Annotated in this window: 18 protein-coding genes; 12 read left to right on the forward strand and 6 right to left on the reverse strand. The window is 42.6% G+C overall.

Annotated elements, in window-relative coordinates; translation table 11 throughout:
* Positions 1 to 12: 12 nt before the first annotated feature.
* The 3 genes from GPW69_RS02585 to GPW69_RS02595 form a co-directional block, all read right to left on the reverse strand.
* Positions 13 to 1,272, reverse strand: coding sequence for a hydroxymethylglutaryl-CoA reductase, degradative (locus GPW69_RS02585; protein WP_074391551.1), 1,260 nt, complete (start codon positions 1,270 to 1,272; stop codon positions 13 to 15).
* A 61-nt stretch (positions 1,273 to 1,333) separates the two neighbouring features.
* Positions 1,334 to 2,488 carry a hydroxymethylglutaryl-CoA synthase gene (locus GPW69_RS02590; RefSeq protein WP_074391550.1) on the reverse strand — a complete coding sequence of 385 codons (1,155 nt, stop codon included), beginning with the start codon at positions 2,486 to 2,488 and terminating at the stop codon, positions 1,334 to 1,336.
* Between the two features lie 28 nt (positions 2,489 to 2,516).
* A complete protein-coding gene (locus GPW69_RS02595) occupies positions 2,517 to 3,701 on the reverse strand; it encodes an acetyl-CoA C-acetyltransferase (protein ID WP_074391549.1) in 1,185 nt (394 codons plus the stop codon).
* Positions 3,702 to 3,926: 225 nt separating this feature from the next.
* Between GPW69_RS02595 and GPW69_RS02600 the strand changes: the two genes are divergently transcribed.
* From GPW69_RS02600 to GPW69_RS02615, 3 genes are all read left to right on the forward strand, one after another.
* A complete protein-coding gene (locus GPW69_RS02600; RefSeq protein ID WP_002936226.1) occupies positions 3,927 to 4,619 on the forward strand; it encodes a phosphoglycerate mutase in 693 nt (230 codons plus the stop codon).
* A gap of 105 nt (positions 4,620 to 4,724) precedes the next feature.
* Entirely contained in the window at positions 4,725 to 5,108 is a 384-nt protein-coding gene (gene gloA, locus GPW69_RS02605; protein ID WP_024385011.1) for a lactoylglutathione lyase, read from the forward strand.
* A gap of 344 nt (positions 5,109 to 5,452) precedes the next feature.
* Positions 5,453 to 6,850 carry a polysaccharide deacetylase family protein gene (locus GPW69_RS02615; RefSeq protein WP_074391548.1) on the forward strand — a complete coding sequence of 466 codons (1,398 nt, stop codon included), beginning with the start codon at positions 5,453 to 5,455 and terminating at the stop codon, positions 6,848 to 6,850.
* A 66-nt stretch (positions 6,851 to 6,916) separates the two neighbouring features.
* Here GPW69_RS02615 and GPW69_RS02620 read toward each other — a convergent pair whose 3' ends face one another.
* Together GPW69_RS02620 and GPW69_RS02625 are read right to left on the reverse strand one after the other, a co-directional pair.
* Entirely contained in the window at positions 6,917 to 7,999 is a 1,083-nt protein-coding gene (locus tag GPW69_RS02620; protein ID WP_074391547.1) for a DEAD/DEAH box helicase, read from the reverse strand.
* The gene (locus tag GPW69_RS02625; protein ID WP_074391546.1) at positions 7,989 to 8,975 is read right to left on the reverse strand and encodes a Gfo/Idh/MocA family protein; all 987 of its coding nucleotides are present in this window, start codon (positions 8,973 to 8,975) and stop codon (positions 7,989 to 7,991) included. Before GPW69_RS02625 ends, GPW69_RS02620 begins: the two co-directional genes overlap by 11 nt.
* An 82-nt stretch (positions 8,976 to 9,057) precedes the next feature.
* Here GPW69_RS02625 and udk point away from each other — a divergent pair, with 82 nt between their 5' ends.
* The 6 genes from udk to GPW69_RS02655 all read left to right on the forward strand — a co-directional run bounded on the left by udk (position 9,058) and on the right by GPW69_RS02655 (position 13,199).
* On the forward strand, positions 9,058 to 9,687 hold the full coding sequence (gene udk, locus GPW69_RS02630; protein WP_002936217.1) for a uridine kinase: 630 nt from the start codon (positions 9,058 to 9,060) through the stop codon (positions 9,685 to 9,687).
* Position 9,688: 1 nt separating this feature from the next.
* On the forward strand, positions 9,689 to 10,228 hold the full coding sequence (locus tag GPW69_RS02635; RefSeq protein WP_024400271.1) for a PadR family transcriptional regulator: 540 nt from the start codon (positions 9,689 to 9,691) through the stop codon (positions 10,226 to 10,228).
* A gap of 87 nt (positions 10,229 to 10,315) precedes the next feature.
* Positions 10,316 to 10,585, forward strand: coding sequence for a DUF1294 domain-containing protein (locus tag GPW69_RS02640; protein WP_074391545.1), 270 nt, complete (start codon positions 10,316 to 10,318; stop codon positions 10,583 to 10,585).
* Between the two features lie 64 nt (positions 10,586 to 10,649).
* Positions 10,650 to 11,147 (forward strand): GAF domain-containing protein, encoded by a 498-nt coding sequence (locus tag GPW69_RS02645; RefSeq protein WP_044758508.1) that lies wholly within the window; start codon positions 10,650 to 10,652, stop codon positions 11,145 to 11,147.
* On the forward strand, positions 11,147 to 12,814 hold the full coding sequence (gene dnaX / locus GPW69_RS02650) for a DNA polymerase III subunit gamma/tau (RefSeq protein WP_074391544.1): 1,668 nt from the start codon (positions 11,147 to 11,149) through the stop codon (positions 12,812 to 12,814). Before GPW69_RS02645 ends, dnaX begins: the two co-directional genes overlap by 1 nt.
* Positions 12,815 to 13,010: 196 nt before the next feature.
* Complete coding sequence (locus GPW69_RS02655) at positions 13,011 to 13,199, forward strand: DUF3272 domain-containing protein (protein WP_002936839.1); 189 nt, start codon at positions 13,011 to 13,013, stop codon at positions 13,197 to 13,199.
* Here GPW69_RS02655 and birA read toward each other — a convergent pair.
* The gene (gene birA / locus GPW69_RS02660) at positions 13,165 to 14,121 is read right to left on the reverse strand and encodes a bifunctional biotin--[acetyl-CoA-carboxylase] ligase/biotin operon repressor BirA (protein ID WP_044693680.1); all 957 of its coding nucleotides are present in this window, start codon (positions 14,119 to 14,121) and stop codon (positions 13,165 to 13,167) included. The genes GPW69_RS02655 and birA overlap by 35 nt on opposite strands.
* Positions 14,122 to 14,185: 64 nt before the next feature.
* On the opposite strand from birA, the gene GPW69_RS02665 reads away from it, so the two are divergent.
* The 3 genes from GPW69_RS02665 to GPW69_RS02675 are packed head-to-tail and all read left to right on the forward strand — an operon-like array spanning position 14,186 to position 16,446.
* Entirely contained in the window at positions 14,186 to 15,220 is a 1,035-nt protein-coding gene (locus GPW69_RS02665) for a M42 family metallopeptidase (protein WP_074391543.1), read from the forward strand.
* A 2-nt stretch (positions 15,221 to 15,222) separates the two neighbouring features.
* The gene (locus GPW69_RS02670; protein ID WP_171841467.1) at positions 15,223 to 15,960 is read left to right on the forward strand and encodes a hypothetical protein; all 738 of its coding nucleotides are present in this window, start codon (positions 15,223 to 15,225) and stop codon (positions 15,958 to 15,960) included.
* An 18-nt stretch (positions 15,961 to 15,978) separates the two neighbouring features.
* Positions 15,979 to 16,446 carry a deoxycytidylate deaminase gene (locus tag GPW69_RS02675; protein WP_074391542.1) on the forward strand — a complete coding sequence of 156 codons (468 nt, stop codon included), beginning with the start codon at positions 15,979 to 15,981 and terminating at the stop codon, positions 16,444 to 16,446.
* Positions 16,447 to 16,560: the final 114 nt, after the last annotated feature.

Below are 16,560 nucleotides of genomic sequence, written 5' to 3' on the forward strand. Positions count from 1 at the left end.
GAGTCCCTCTTTTTAATGTTCTCTCATTTTTGCTAATAATTTTTGAGCAGTTTCTAGGTTGCTGTGCTTTTCTTTCCGCAGGAGTTGGGCTAGTTGGTCTACTTCATGCTCCTCGGCACCAGCAAGTAGTGCTAGGGATTTTGCCTGGAGCTTCATATGACCAGCCTGAATCCCTGAAGTAACAAGAGCACGCAGGGCAGCAAAGTTCTGACAGAGACCGACAGAAGCGATGATAGAAGCTAATTGGCGTGCCTTTGGTTGTTGGAGAAGGTCAAAAGCGACAGCTACCTTTGGATTGAGCCCGATAGAGCCACCGACGGAGGCGATCGGAAGAGGTAGGGTGATGGAGCCGACCAAGTGCTCGCCATCAATGGACCAAGTAGAAAGCCCCTTGTATTGCCCATCACGGCTGGCATAAGCATGAGCCCCGGCTTCGACTGCCCGCCAGTCATTTCCTGTAGCGATAACGACAGCATCTATACCATTAAAAATCCCTTTGTTATGTGTCGCAGCACGATAAGGGTCCGCTTGCGCCAGTTTGCTTGCCAGGGCTATTTTTTGAGCAGTTTCTTGAGCAATGGCAGAGCTGGTAGCCAGACTAGAGATGGCAATATGGCATTGGGCGGTGACCAGTGACTCCGTTGCATAGTTGGAGAGGATTCCCATCAAAGCCTGTCCCTTGCTGAGCTCTTCTAAGTCATCCTTAACAGCTTCTAACATGTTATTGAGGATATTGGCTCCCATGGCTTCTTGTACATCAACTTGAAGATAGACAATCAAAAACTCATCCTTACTCTCAACAGTCAATTCTCTTGCACCGCCCCCTCGTTTAACAATAGAAGGGTGTGCTTGATTGGCAGTTTCTAAAATACTCTCCTTCTGGTCAAGAATCGCCTGTGTCGCTCTGCTATGGTCCGAAATATCGTAGAGAGCAACTTGTCCAATCATGATACGGTTGTGAATAGTCGTTGTAAAACCGCCAGATTTAGCGATGATTTTGGCTCCGAAAGACGCAGCTGCAACCACAGAAGGTTCTTCAGTAACCATCGGTACAGAATAAGTTTGTCCATCCACGAGCAGTTCAGGAAGTACAGAAAAAGGTAGGGAAAATGTTCCTAGATGATTTTCTGCCATCTTTCCCGCAATTGCTTCTGGCAGGTTTTTGTCTTTGTATAGAATGTCTAAGCTATCTTCGGATAGGGAACGATTCTGACGGAGAATATCAATGCGCTCTTGGCGTGATTTTTTATAAAATCCGGAAAAAGTTGACATAGGTTCCTCTTTCTACAAGAAAGCCCCCCTTGGTGAGAGCCAAAGGGCGCCGTTTTGGCTACTATTTACGATAGATACGTTTGTGATTGTCCACTTTGATAAGGGCAAAGGGAGTTTGGTCTTCTGGTAGGTCAAGGGATGAACCAGTTTCATCAAGGGGAATTTCTTCAAAGAAGACTTGTTCGTATTCCTTAACGCTGAGTTTTGTACGCTGATTGAGTTGTTCTAAACGATTTTCTTGTAAGTGGTCGCGATAACCTTCAACGAGTTGACCGCTGAAAATTTCACAGACAGCGCCGCTACCATAGCTATAAAAGAGGATTTGATCCCCTGTCTCTAAAGCTCTGCTATTTTCCAAAAGGGAAAGGAGGGAGAGGAAGATAGAGCCAGTGTAGATGTTGCCGACAACCTTATTATAGACGATTGCTTCTTGGAAACGCTCTGTCAAACGTTCCAATGTTTCTTCGTCCTGAGTGATAGCCTGCAATCCTTTAAGACCTTGCTTGGAGAAAGGAATGTGTAAGCACATGGCAGCAAAATCGTTGAGGGTTTTGCCTGTTTTTTGTTGATAGTAGCCGAAAGTTGTCGTCAAGCAATCGGTGTACTGTTCAGTTGAAAATTTACCATCAACACGTGGATATTTGTCGTAGTTAGGACGCCAGAAGTCGTAGATGTCACGTGTCTGGCAGACATTATCATTGTTGAGGACCAAAATTCGTGGGTTTGCGGTTACCAACATGGCAACTGCCCCAGCACCTTGGGTAGGTTCACCGCCAGAAGCGACTCCATATTTTGCAATATCACTAGCAATGACTAGGACTTTTGATTCTGGGAATTGAGCGATATGGCTTTTGGCAAGACTTAGTCCAGCGGTTGCACCGTAACAGGCCTCCTTCATCTCGATGGAGCGAGCGAAGGGCTGAATACCGAGTAATCCATGAATGGTGACGGCAGCTGCCTTACTTTGATCTACGCTAGATTCTGTACCGACAATAACCATGTCAATGGTTTGTTTATCTTCTTCTGTCAAAATAGCTTCGGCAGCCCTTGCACCAAGACTGATAATATCTTGAGTGATAGGAGCTACAGCCATTTCAGACTGAAGAAGACCAATCTTAAATTTATTTGGGTCCACATTGCGGGCTTGGGCTAAATCAGCCAAATCTAAAACATAATCGGGTGCCGCAAATCCGATTTTATCAATACCGATGTTCATAATATATCCTTTGTGTACAAATGATAGGTTAACTTGTTTGCGCATTGGAAACGATTAGGGAGATGCCTTGACCGCCTCCGATACAAAGTGAGCAAAGACCAAGCTCTTTTTCTTGCTTGATTAATTCGTGAATCAGAGTGACTAGGATTCGACTACCACTAGCTCCGATTGGATGTCCAAGGGCGATAGCACCACCATTGACATTGACTTTTGCAGGATTAATGCTGAGTTGTTTGACAACTGGAATTGATTGGGCTGCGAAAGCTTCGTTGAGTTCAAATAAGTCAATATCTTCGACGGATTTGCCGATTTTTTCAAGGGCTTTTTGACTAGCTGTTATAGGACCTAACCCCATATAGGCAGGATCTAAACCGCTTGTTGCATAGGCCTCAATATAGGCGAGTGGCTGGATATTTAGCTCACTGGCTTTTTCATCAGACATGAGTACCAAGACAGCACAGCCGTCGTTGATGCCAGAAGCATTGGCTGCGGTGACGGTTCCATCTTTTTTGAAAGCTGGACGGAGTGTTGCCAATTTTTCAATTGGCGTCAGACGAGGATACTCATCTGTGGCAAAAATAGTTTCGCCTTTCCGATTTTTTAGTCTAATAGGAACAATTTCGTCAACAAATCTTCCCTCAGCAATAGCTTTTGCAGCCTTCTCTTGGCTACTGTATGCAAAAGCATCTTGCTCTGCGCGACTGACTTGATAGCGTTCAGCAACATTTTCTGCAGTAATGCCCATGTGATAGTCGTTGAAGGCATCTGTCAATCCATCTGTTAACATGGAATCTTCCAGACTAATATGCCCTAATTTACTACCAAACCGGCTAGTTTTGGATAGATAAGGTGCCTGGCTCATGATTTCAATGCCTCCAGCCACAACTACATCATTGTCACCGAGAAGGATTGATTGTGTGGCAAGAAGGACTGATTTGAGACCAGAACCACAGACTTTATTGACTGCATAGGCAGAGGTTGTCTGAGGAATGCCTGCACGAATAGCAATTTGACGTGCAATATTTTGTCCTTGTCCTGCTGAGAGAACATTTCCGAAGATAACTTCATCAACGCTGTCTGCAGGGATGTTTTTATTAGCTAAGGCTGTTTCGAGGACTTGCGCCCCTAAATCAGCGATTTCAATATCTTTCAGACTACCTCCGAAACTGCCGATGGCAGAACGATAGGCAGACACGATAGCTACTTTTTTCATGATAACTCCTATAGTGGTATCGTTTTGAACTGTCGTGTTCAGCCTTACTATTATACCATTATTTTGTCTTTTTTCTAAGAAGAAAGATAGGTCTAGAGACTGAATTTACATGAAAGAGTAATGAAAGCGTACACAGATTGTGGAAAGGCTGGCATTTTTTTACCTTTTCGTGTAAAATAGAGAAGTATAAGAGGGGAACCTCAAAATTTAAAGGAGAATCCATAAATGGTAAAATTGGTTTTTGCTCGCCATGGTGAGTCTGAATGGAACAAAGCTAACCTTTTCACTGGTTGGGCTGATGTTGATTTGTCTGAAAAAGGTACACAACAAGCAATCGATGCAGGTAAATTGATCAAAGAAGCAGGTATCGAATTTGACCTTGCTTTCACATCTGTATTGAAACGTGCTATCAAGACTACAAACTTGGCTCTTGAAGCTGCAGATCAATTGTGGGTACCAGTTGAAAAATCATGGCGTTTGAACGAACGTCACTACGGTGGTTTGACTGGCTTGAACAAAGCTGAAGCAGCTGCTGAATTTGGTGATGAGCAAGTTCACATCTGGCGTCGTTCTTATGATACTTTGCCACCAGAAATGGCTAAAGATCATGAGCATTCAGCACACACTGACCGTCGCTATGCACACCTTGATGATTCAGTTATTCCAGATGCAGAAAACTTGAAAGTAACGCTTGAGCGTGCCCTTCCATTCTGGGAAGATAAAATTGCTCCAGCATTGAAAGACGGTAAAAACGTATTCGTAGGTGCACACGGTAACTCAATCCGTGCCCTTGTAAAACACATCAAACAATTGTCTGATGACGAAATCATGGATGTGGAAATTCCAAACTTCCCACCACTTGTATTCGAATTGGATGAAAACTTGAACATTGTGAAAGAGTACTACTTGGAAGCATAATTCATTTAAGGCCTGAGTTCGCTCAGGCTTTTTTAGTTTTGAATATCGGACTTTTCATAGAGAGTATGGTATACTGGTGGTATTAAAAGGTAGGAGGAGTTTATTATGGCAAGTAAAAAAATGCTACATGCATGTTTGCGTGTTGAGAACTTAGAAGCATCTCAAAAATTTTATGAAGAAGCATTTGGATTTAAGGAAACCCGTCGCAAGGACTATCCAGAGCACAAGTTTACTTTGGTTTACTTAGCACTTGAAGGGGATGACTTTGAGATTGAATTGACCTACAATTATGATCATGGTCCCTATATCGTAGGGGATGGCTTCTCGCATCTAGCTCTTTCTTCGGATGACTTAGAAGGGGACAATGCGAAACACAAAGCATTGGGCTATCCAACGACAGATATAAAAGGCTTGCCAGGAAGTCCAGGTCGTTATTATTTTGTGACAGATCCAGATGGCTACCGTGTGGAAGTCATTCGTGCAGATTAATTTAGAAAAGATTGCCTAGGCAGTCTTTTTTTCTTTTCAGAAAAAAATCAGAAAATGGCAGAAGGGAGGGCATTAGGAAGTAAATCAATTATTTATACTCAATGAAAATCAAAAGTAGCCTAGGAAACGAAGCCGAAGATAGAACTCTGTTACTTTCTTATTTCAAGGTAACAGGCTGAAAACCTCCACTGGAGCTTTTCACTCATCAAGGCTCTTGACAACGGATAATTTTGATTTTCGAAGAGTATTACCTAATCTTTTTATGAGTTTTTATAGAACTGTCTTGACAAGAGCCTTTAAATGATTTAGCATAGTTTATATATGTTTTGAATGGGAGGTTGGAGATGAAAAAAGTTAGTTTTTGGTTGGGAATCAACATCGCCTTGCTCGGCATGATGGTAAGTTTGGCTTTTTGGTTATTTGCAGGACTTCAAGAAAGACAAGTTAGTCAGTTTATCGAGGAAAAACAACAAACTATCCTCGCTAAAGGCAAGGGCAAAATTCAAGAGGGGAATATTGATACGACCCATGTTGTGGCTGCCTTACCTACAGATGATGCAGGTCAAGTCTTAGGACCTGTAGAAAGTCGAATGATTTCTTATGTTCAAAGACGCTTTGGTCATAAAAAACCAGCAGGAAAAATTCAAAAACTGGTCTTTGTTTCGTCAATAGAGGGAAAAACGAATTTTAAAAATGTAACAGCTCGTGAAATTCAAGCGGAGCACTATAAAGTAGACAACTTGCAAATTAAAAAGCAGGATAAACTTCCGTCTGAGCGTGTGTTGTTGACGCAGGACAATGAATTGTTTACCCTGGAAGATTTATTACCTAATTTATCCTCTGCAGCAAGTATTATTGTTGATCATCTAAGAGAAGCCTTACTTGCTCAAGGAATGGAAGAGACTGATGTAGAAGCGATTGTCAAAAAGTTTGAAACACTAGACTTAAATGCTATCTCCTTTAGTTATGGAGACAGCCAATTAACCTTACAATTACCAGATGGTTACGGCATCAACCAGTTGCTTCTACCAATTTCAGATTTGTACCCAGTAGTGAAGAGTGATTACCTAGTAGATGCTGATAAGGTTGGCTATGATGAGTATATGGCTGCACAAGTTGTGGATAAGAAACATTTGAGACAGGTAGCTCTAACCTTTGATGATGGACCAAATCCGAACACGACACCGGTAGTTTTAGATTTACTGAAAAAATATAATGCCAAAGCTACTTTCTTTGTTGTTGGTAAGGCTGTAGCCGGGAATGAAGCTATTCTCCGTAGAATGGTAGCAGAAGGACACGTCATCGCCAACCATACGTGGAATCATCCTAATCTAGTCACTATTTCTGGGGAGCAAGTACAGAGAGAAATTCAAGATACACAGGCAGCTATTGCTGAAGCTACAGGTATTGTACCAACAATGGTTCGTCCTCCGTATGGTTCGGTTAACCAGGCTGTTGTCAATCAGATGGGACTTCCATCGATTTATTGGTCTGTCGATTCTAAAGATTGGAAGAGTCGCAATCCCCAAGCCATTTTGAAAGAAATAAAAGAACAGACTTGCCCAGGAAGTATTATCCTAATGCATGATATTCATCAGTCAACAGTTGATAGCCTCGAGTCTGTATTGCAATACTTAACAGGTGAGGGCTACAATATGGTTACTGTAACAGACTTACTCGCCAGTCCTCTCAATCCTCAATTAATCTATTATTCACAAGAATTATCTGGTCCAGCCCAGTAAGAATGATAAAAGGCTTAGAATCATGTTAGTAGAAACACTGGTTCTAAGCCTTTTGTATATTGTTCATTATATTTTGTAGAGCTCTTGATTCTTGAGAATGACTTCTTGGACGGAGGCATACTTTTTCAATTGTTTTAGTTCGCTAGGACTAGATACTAGGGTGATGACAAGTCCCTCCTTTCCCATGCGTCCAGTACGTCCGGAACGATGAGTGTAGGCTTCTTGGTCAAAAGGAACTTCAAAGTTGAGGACACATTCTAAGTTATCAATATCGATACCACGTGCGACCATATCTGTAGCAAGTAGAAGATTGAGTTCGTGATTTTTGAAACGTTCGATGATGACCTTGCGGAATTTTACGTTGACATCCGAAGCCAATGAAACTGCATTCACTCCATTATAGAGTAGTTTATCTTCGCTTGCACCAAGGTCTGATAGGCTGTTAAAAAATGCAAGAGCACGAAAATCAGGGATATTGGCAAACTTACGTAGAGTTTCCAAACGTTCACGCTTATCTACCATCATATAGCAATGCTGGATATTATCTAATTTCTGCTCAGATAAATCAATGCTTTCAATGTCTTCAGCAATTTTTTGACGGTCAAATTTAGCTGTTGCACTCATGTAGATTAACTGGTGGTCACGAGGTACGTAGTTGATAATCTTTTCGACAAACTGATATTGAGAATCGGAGAATAGCTGATCAAATTCATCTAGGATGATGGTGTTAATATTCATCATCTTGATTTTTTTCAATTTAATCAACTCGAAAATACGACCAGGTGTTCCAATCAGGATTTCTGGTCCTTTTTTTAGTCGCTCAATCTGGCGTTTTTGACTGGAACCAGATAAGAATAGTTGAGCAGTCAACCCAATTGTCTCCGACCAAGTCTTACAAACATCAAATATTTGGCCAGCCAGCTCTGTATTTGGTGCGAGGATGAGCAATTGTTGGGCTTTTTTAGGAGTTAGGGCTAATAGGCTAGGCCAGAGGTAGGCAAGGGTTTTTCCTGTGCCTGTTGGGCTGATAGCTAGAAGGGACTTGCCGTTTGCAATAGGCTCAAAGGCCTGGACTTGGATAGGAGTAAAGTCCTCAAAGCCAAGTAGGGTAAGCTGGTTCGTCCAGCTGGAGGGAAATTTAGATTTCATTGTTATCCGCCTTAAAGATTATTCCTGCGTCTTGACGCATGGTGTAAAGTGTTTGATGGACGCTTTCTGCTACAGCCAACCACTGGTCCACAAGCTCGCGGTTTTGTTGCTTGATTGCCTGTGCAATTTCTAGCGCTTCTTCGAGCATAGGGTGCTGGGCCGCTTGGATTGGTAAAACAATTTGCTCTCCGTCATGTTTTGTGAAAATAGCAGAGCTGATATGCTGACATGCGTTGAGTGTTAGTGTTCCATCATTTGTATAGATTTCGCTTGCTAGATTGCTCGTAATATTTTTTCCTGCCTGAATGTGGACGATATAGTTGTCATAAATGAGTTGTCCCGAACCATTTAAGTCAATACTAGAAGGTAGCTGTTGTGCTACATAGCGGGCCGTGATGGGAGTTCCCAAAATACCGATAGCGGCGTAGAGCGTATAGACACCTAGATCCATGAGAGCACCACCGGAAAAATCAGTTGAAAAGATATTTGGCATTTGCCCACCTAACAATTCAGGCATCTTAGAAGAATACTTGGCATACCCAAATGAACCACCCAAAATCGTTTTACCCGTCAAAAATTCACGGATAATGGTGTGAGCTTGTTCGTGATAGTTTCGAGCAGCCTCAAAGAGGAAAACATTATTTTCTTGGGCAACGCGACGCAATTGTCCTAATTCCTGAGGTGTAGAAACCATGGGTTTCTCAACAATAGCATGTTTACCAGCAGCTAGAACAGCTTTTGCCTGTTCAAAGTGCAGGGCATTTGGACTGGCAATATAGACAACATCAATGGGAGCAGAAAGAAATTTTACCCATTCTGTGTATAAATCGACTCCTTCATACTGCTCTGAAAAGGCAGCAGCAGTTTCTAGTTTACGGGAGAAAACAGCCTGTAGCTGATAATGTCCACTTAAATGGGCCGCCTCTATAAAACGATGAGAGATGTCTGAGGTGCCAACAATACCAAAATTAAGCATAAATTCTCATTTCTTTTGTGTTATCCTTTTCATTATACCATGTTTCATGGTAAAATAGTATTGAAAATAGAAGGAGATGATGATGACTCAGAAACCCATTATTATTGGCGTAACCGGCGGATCTGGGGGTGGCAAGACAAGTGTGTCACGTGCCATTCTGGATAATTTCCCAAATGCTCGTATATCTATGATTGAACATGATTCTTATTATAAGAATCAGTCCCACCTGACCTTTGAAGAACGGATACTGACCAATTATGACCATCCACTGGCTTTTGATACGGATTTGATGATTTACCATATCAGTGAGCTATTAGCAGGACGTTCAGTGGATATTCCGATTTATGATTACACTCAGCACACACGTTCAGAGAAGACCTATCGTCAGGAACCACAAGATGTATTTATTGTGGAAGGTATTTTAGTATTGGAAGACAAACGGTTGCGGGATTTAATGGATATTAAGATATTCGTCGATACTGATGACGATATTCGTATCATTCGCCGCATTAAGAGAGACATGGAAGAGCGTGGCCGTAGCTTAGATAGTATCATTGAGCAGTACACCTCGGTGGTGAAACCAATGTATCACCAGTTTATCGAGCCAACTAAGCGCTATGCAGATATCGTCATTCCTGAAGGCGTCAGCAACGTTGTAGCCATCGACTTGATTAACACCAAGGTGGAGAGTATATTAAGAGAGCGTGGTTAAGATGCCCAAGCAAAGAATATTACCTCATATCATATTAGGGATTATGGGTGCTAGCGGTCAGATGGTAACTGGCAAACAGATTACCGACTATGTTCAACGTGATTTAGGCGAATTTTGGCAGGTTGCCCATAGCCAAGTCTATCCAGAATTAAAACGTATGACCAAGGAAGAATTGATTACTTGTCATGCAGTACCTGGAAATGAAAAGGAAAAGCAGTATGCGATGACGGCTACTGGTCGTCAGATTTTAGACGAATGGCTATCCATTCCAAATGAAGAAACGCCTCAGCAAAAAGACTTGTTTTCAATCAAGATGTTTTTTATCCGTGAAAAGGATGACCCACGGATTCCTGGTTTGTTGCAGAGTCAAATTGAACTAGTCACCAAGCACTTAAAACACCTAGACAGTCGTAAAGTTGAGCTGTTCTCAACCAAGGAAAGTATCCAAGACAATTATGGACACTATTTGATTTTGACACGGGCTATTGAACGCAACCGTGCCCAGCTCAAATGGTTAGAGGATACACTGGCAGAAATGTAACGATTCGGATTTCCGAATCGTTTTTCCTTGTGTCCTGTTTTGGATTATGTTAGAGTAAGAAGAAATGTGACTTAATTGGAGGAATGTATGTCAATCAAACAGATGGTTAGTATGGCGCTAGTAGTTTGGAATTTAGTTGTCTTCATTACCTATGGTATGGATAAAGGAAAGGCAAGAAAGAACGCCTATCGGATTTCAGAAAAGACCTTATTACTCATGTCCTATTTTGGTGGCGGGCTGGGTGCCTGGGCAGGTGGAACCCATTTTCGGCATAAGACACAGAAAAAGTATTTTCAACTAGACTGGGCTATAGGGGTATTGATTGATGCAGTGATTATGTACTGGATGTGGAAATAGGCGCAAGCCTTTTTCTTTATCGCTCGGACTATAAAAGTCGGCTTAACTATGCTATAATGTTCCTATGACAAAACAAGAAAAAATTTCAAATTATCAACTATTATTGGCTCAATTGGAAGCTCTTCTTGATGGTGAAACCAATGCTTTAGCCAATCTATCAAATGCTTCTGCTTTGCTCAATCAAGCTCTACCAAACTCTGTCTTTACAGGATTTTACTTATATGATGGTCAAGAATTGATTTTGGGGCCTTTTCAGGGTGGCGTTTCCTGTGTTCATATTGCACTTGGAAAGGGTGTCTGCGGTGAGGCTGCAGCTAAGCGCCAGACTATTCTCGTAGACGATGTTCGTCTACATGATAACTATATTTCCTGCGATGCGACAGCTCTTTCGGAAATCGTTGTGCCAATGGTGAAAAACGACCAGTTGCTGGGCGTTTTGGACTTGGATTCGAGATTGGTTGCTGATTATGATACGATTGACCAAGACTATCTAGAAAAGTTCGTTGCTCTCTTGGTTGAGAAGACGGACTGGAATTTTGCTATGTTTGGAGAAAAACGCTAATGTACCAAGCTTTATATAGGAAGTACCGAAGCCAGACCTTTGAGGAGATGGTGGGGCAGGAGGTGGTTGCGACCACACTCAAACAGGCCATTGAACAGGGGAAAATTAGCCATGCCTACCTCTTTTCAGGTCCTCGTGGTACGGGTAAGACATCGGCAGCTAAGATTTTTGCCAAGGCCATGAATTGTCCTAATCAGGTTGGAGGCGAGCCTTGTAACGATTGCTATATCTGTCAGGCTATTACGGAAGGTAGCTTGGAAGATGTGATTGAGATTGATGCTGCTTCCAACAATGGTGTGGATGAAATTCGTGATATTCGTGATAAGTCGACCTATGCACCTAGTCTTGCGACCTATAAGGTCTATATCATCGACGAGGTCCACATGCTGTCTACTGGTGCCTTCAACGCCCTCTTGAAGACCTTGGAAGAACCGACTGAAAATGTAGTCTTTATTCTAGCAACGACGGAATTGCATAAGATTCCTGCTACCATTCTGTCAAGGGTGCAACGATTTGAATTTAAGTCCATCAAGGTGACGGACATTCAGGAGCACTTGGCTGCAATTTTGACCAAGGAAGGGCTAATCTTTGACGAGCGGGCTCTGACGATCATTGCGCGTCGGGCAGAAGGGGGGATGCGGGATGCCCTATCTATTTTGGATCAGGCTCTCAGCCTTAGTCAGGACCAGCAAGTGACCTTGGAAATTGCTGAGGAAATTACGGGTTCTATCAGCTTGCGTGCCTTGGATGACTATGTGGCAAGTCTGCGTCAAGGGGATAGTGTCACAGCTCTCCAGCATCTACAAACCTTGTTTGACCAAGGAAAGAGTATGAGCCGTTTTGCGACAGATCTTTTGCACTATTTGAGAGATGTCCTTATCGTGCAGACGGGTGGTGAGGATACGCATTTAACAACAGGTTTTTCAGAAAATCTAGCTCTTGAGCAGGCACGGATTTTTACCATGATTGAGACGGTGACCAGGGGTTTGGCGGACATCAAGTCCAGTCCTCAACCGAAGATTTACGCTGAAATGATGACCATTCGTTTGGCTGAAGATAGTTCTCCTTCGGGGGCAATGGCAGAGCTGCCAGCTGATTTACTGGGGCAACTAGCCAGTCTGCAACAACAAGTTGCGGATTTACAGAAACAACTAGGTCAATTATCTAGTCAACCAAGTGCTGTTAAGCCAGTTTCACGCAAGCCGCAGGCTCCGAAGAAGTACCGATTGGATACCAGCAAGGTTCATGCTATTTTGCAGGAAGCTATGGAAAATCCAACCTTGGCGCGTGAAAATTTGACTCGCTTGCAGAATGCTTGGGGAGAAATTATTGAGAGTTTATCAGGAGCAGATCGTGCCTTGCTTGTTGGTTCTCAACCAGTCGCTGCAAATGAAAATCATGCGATTCTAGCCTTTGATTCTCCACTTAATGCTGAACAGACTATGAAGCGTGACAATCTCAATACCATGTTTGGAAATATTCTCAGCAAGGCCGCAGGTTTTTCGCCACAGATTTTAGCCATTGCTCAGGAAGATTGGGTCAGCATTCGTGCTGAATTTTCGGCTAAGGCAAAAGGGCAAAAAACGCAAGAAATCGAAAAAGAAGCCAGTCCAGTCCCAGAAGAATTTGGCTTTCTAGCGGACTCAGTAGAGATTTTGAATGATTAAAAAATATCAGTCCTAAGACTGATGAATAGTTTTGATAGATATTTTATACTATATTCAATCCTAAATATTTTTCATATCTCCTTAAGAAACACTGACTGATTAGTTGGTGTTTTCTTGTTTAGAAAAGAATCGAAACCTATCAAGAAAGCATATAAAAATTCAGCCAGTTGACTGAATTTTTGGTATAATCTATTTTATGAAACTTCCACAATTTCTTTTTTTAGCCATTACAACTATTTTAGCTGTTTATTTTATGAATGCATCGATTTTGACAGGAGATTTCTTGATTGCAGGTATCTACGCCTTTATCGCCTATCGGAATCTTCATTTTGCTTACAAGGTGACTAAATTTATTCGTTTGGTGGAGAAGCAGACCAAGAAGTAAGGCTGATTTCTCCGCTGGAGATAATTTTTGCTTTGCCGTTATCTAACTGGATAACCAGATTTCCTGTATCAGTAACAGCGATGGCAGTACCCTTAAATTCAACTTGATTTTCTACAAAGCTCACTTGTTGGCCAACGACAAGTGATTTTTCTTTGTAAAGGGCAATTAGTTCCTTCTCATCGGTTTCTAAGAAGGCTTTCCAGATGGCAGTAATGAGTTGGTTGCGGGTAAATGGTGGTTGTTCCTCGAAAAGATTTCCTGCTGATTGTTGTAATTCCTTAGGGAAATCGTCTATGCGGACATTGATGCCGACACCGATAATGACATCGGTTACCCGTTGGTTTTCCATAGAAGAGATAGCCTCAGTGAGGATGCCAGCGACCTTTTTGTGTCCGAGATAGATGTCATTGACCCACTTGATTTGGACGTCCAAGTCGCAAAGAGATTGAATGGCCTTCACAACAGCGGCAGCGGCCAGTATGGTGTAGGGCTTAAATTCTAGAAATGGAACATTGGGAGAGAGACGAAGCGACATATAAATGCCACCTGACTTGGAGGCATAAAAGGGTCTCCCAAATCGTCCCTTGGCTTTATTCTGATAGGGAGCTAGATATAAGGCAGGACTAGAATGACCTGCTTCAATACCTTGCTTGGCATCTAGCTGGGTGGAGTCGCTATCCATATTCAGATGGACAGGTAGTTGAAGCTCCTGAGAGATTAATTCGGGTAGGAGTAAATCGCCTTCGGCTAATCTATAGCCACGATTACGGGCAGCCTCAATAGTTAAACCATGCGTTTCTAACTGGCGAATGGCTTTCCAAATGGAAGTCCGAGAAATCCCCAATTCCTGGGCCAAATCTTCTCCGCTGACATAATCCTCTCTCTCTTTTAGAAGGAGATATATTTTCTGATAGGTTTTCATACCTTCATTATAGCAAAAAATTTACCTAAAACGTGATATAATAGTTTCAAATAAGGAGGTTTTCATGAAGACACTTGATTACATTGTTACATTGACCAACACTCCGTCGCCAACTGGTTTTACGACGGATATTATGAATTACATCAAGGCAGAGGTTGAAAGTTTAGGCTATGCTGCTAGTAAGACCGCTAAAGGTGGTGTTTTGGTGACAGTTCCGGGGGAAAATGACCAGGAACACCGCATGGTAACTGCTCACCTGGACACATTGGGGGCCATGGTGCGTGCAGTGAAGCCAGATGGCCGACTCAAAATGGATTTGGTGGGAGGATTTGGATACCCTTCTATTGAGGGAGAAAACTGCTTGATTCATTGTTCCAAGAATGGTAAGACCTTCACAGGCACCATTCTCATGCACCAGACCTCTGTCCATGTCTACCGAGATGCCAGTACCGCTGAGCGCAATCAGACCAATATGGAAATTCGTTTGGACGAAAAAGTGACCAATGCGGACGAGACGCGGGCCTTGGGTATTGAAGTCGGAGATTTTATATCATTTGATCCTCGGACTGTTGTGACTGAAACTGGCTTTATCAAGAGTCGTCACTTGGATGATAAGGTATCCGCAGCTATCTTGCTTCATCTTTTGAAAGTCTATAAGGAAGAGGGAGCGACCTTGCCTTATACGACACATTTCTATTTTTCAAACAATGAAGAAATCGGCTACGGTGCTAACTCCAGCATTCCTGCTCAGGTGGTTGAATATTTGGCAGTCGATATGGGGGCGATGGGAGATGACCAGCAGACGGATGAGTACACGGTTTCTATCTGTGTCAAGGACGGCTCAGGTCCCTACCATTATGAACTCCGTCAGCACTTGATAGCCTTGGCTGAAAGAGATGGAATTCCTTACAAGCTGGATATTTATCCTTACTATGGTTCCGATGCTTCGGCAGCTATGCGAGCAGGTGCAGATGTTAAGCATGCACTGCTTGGTGCTGGAATCGAGTCCAGCCATTCCTATGAACGGACGCATTTGGATTCTGTAGTTGCGACTGAGCGGATGGTAGATGCCTATTTGAAATCAGCAATGGTAGATTAAAGATGAATGAAACCCGTTTTTTAGAGTTATTCAATGACTTGGATAAGGTCTTGCGCAAGGTGTGCGGTGTTGCGGATGGGGGATATGCAGATGTAGGCTCTATGTTGACCAAGGCAAAGGAATTGACGCGACATAATCCCGTTGAGGCGAACTGGGATAAACTCTATGTGGCCAGACAGCTCCGCAATCTCATGGTTCATGAGAAACGAACAGGTTTGAAGGAAGTAGCCCAACCTTCGCAGGAATTAATCACTGTTTTGGAAAAAGTGATAGCCCAGTACCAAGAACCGGTTACCATTGCTGACTATTTGCAAAAGACCCAGAAAATTAAGCCGGTTATTTTTGAAGCCAAGGACAAATTGATAAAGGCTTTAGAAATTGTGGAGCAAGAGCATTTTTCTAAGTTTCCTATTTTTTCTGACAAGGTTTATCAAGGCCTGGTTTCTGACAAGGGATTGACAAATTGGTTGGCCAAGGCAAGCAAGGAAACGGGCTCTATACGTGAAAAATTGGTGGAGGCTAGTCTTGAAGATGTACTAGCTTGTGAGGAAGATAGTATTCAGGTAATTATTCTGCCAATAACAGCCCATCTTTATCAGGTAATTAATCATTTTGAGGGGCGTAAGCGCACAACCCTCCTAGTCAGTCGTCAGGCGAGTGGGAAGCTTCATTCGCCAGAGGATCTTGTTGGTATTGTCACAGCCCAGGACTTGGCAGAGATTTATGGGATGGTGGATTGAGTGGAGAAAGGAGAAATCATGTCAACAAATCGTTTAGCTTGGGATGAGTATTTTGCGGCTCAGGCGCTTTTGATTGCCAATCGGGCAACCTGTAAGAGAGCCAAGGTCGGTGCGGTTTTGGTTAAGGACAATAAGGTTATCGCAACAGGCTACAATGGTTCTGTTTCAGGAACCGAACATTGTTTGGATCAGGAATGCCTTATGATTGATGATCATTGCGCTAGAACTCTGCATGCGGAAGTCAATGCCATTTTACAAGGAGCGGAGCGGGGAATTCCAAAAGGTTTTACTGCCTATGTGACCCATTTCCCATGTCTCAACTGCTCCAAGCAATTGTTACAGGTTGGTTGTAAGCGGGTTGTCTATATCAATCAATACCGCATGGATGACTATGCTCAGTACTTGTATAAAGAAAAGGGCTGTGAGTTGGTTCATTTGCCTCTAGAGGTGGTTAAACAGGCAATTGCAGATGCCGAATTTATCTAATGATTCTGTAGAAGAGTGGTTGTATAGAACAACCCTCTTTATTTTTAAGAAAATGCTAGGATAGTCGGTCAATCTATGCTATACTAGAAACGTTATTAAGTCCCGAAAAGGTAG

Source organism: Streptococcus suis (genome assembly GCF_902702775.1).
GTDB classification, from domain to species: Bacteria; Bacillota; Bacilli; order Lactobacillales; family Streptococcaceae; genus Streptococcus; species Streptococcus hashimotonensis.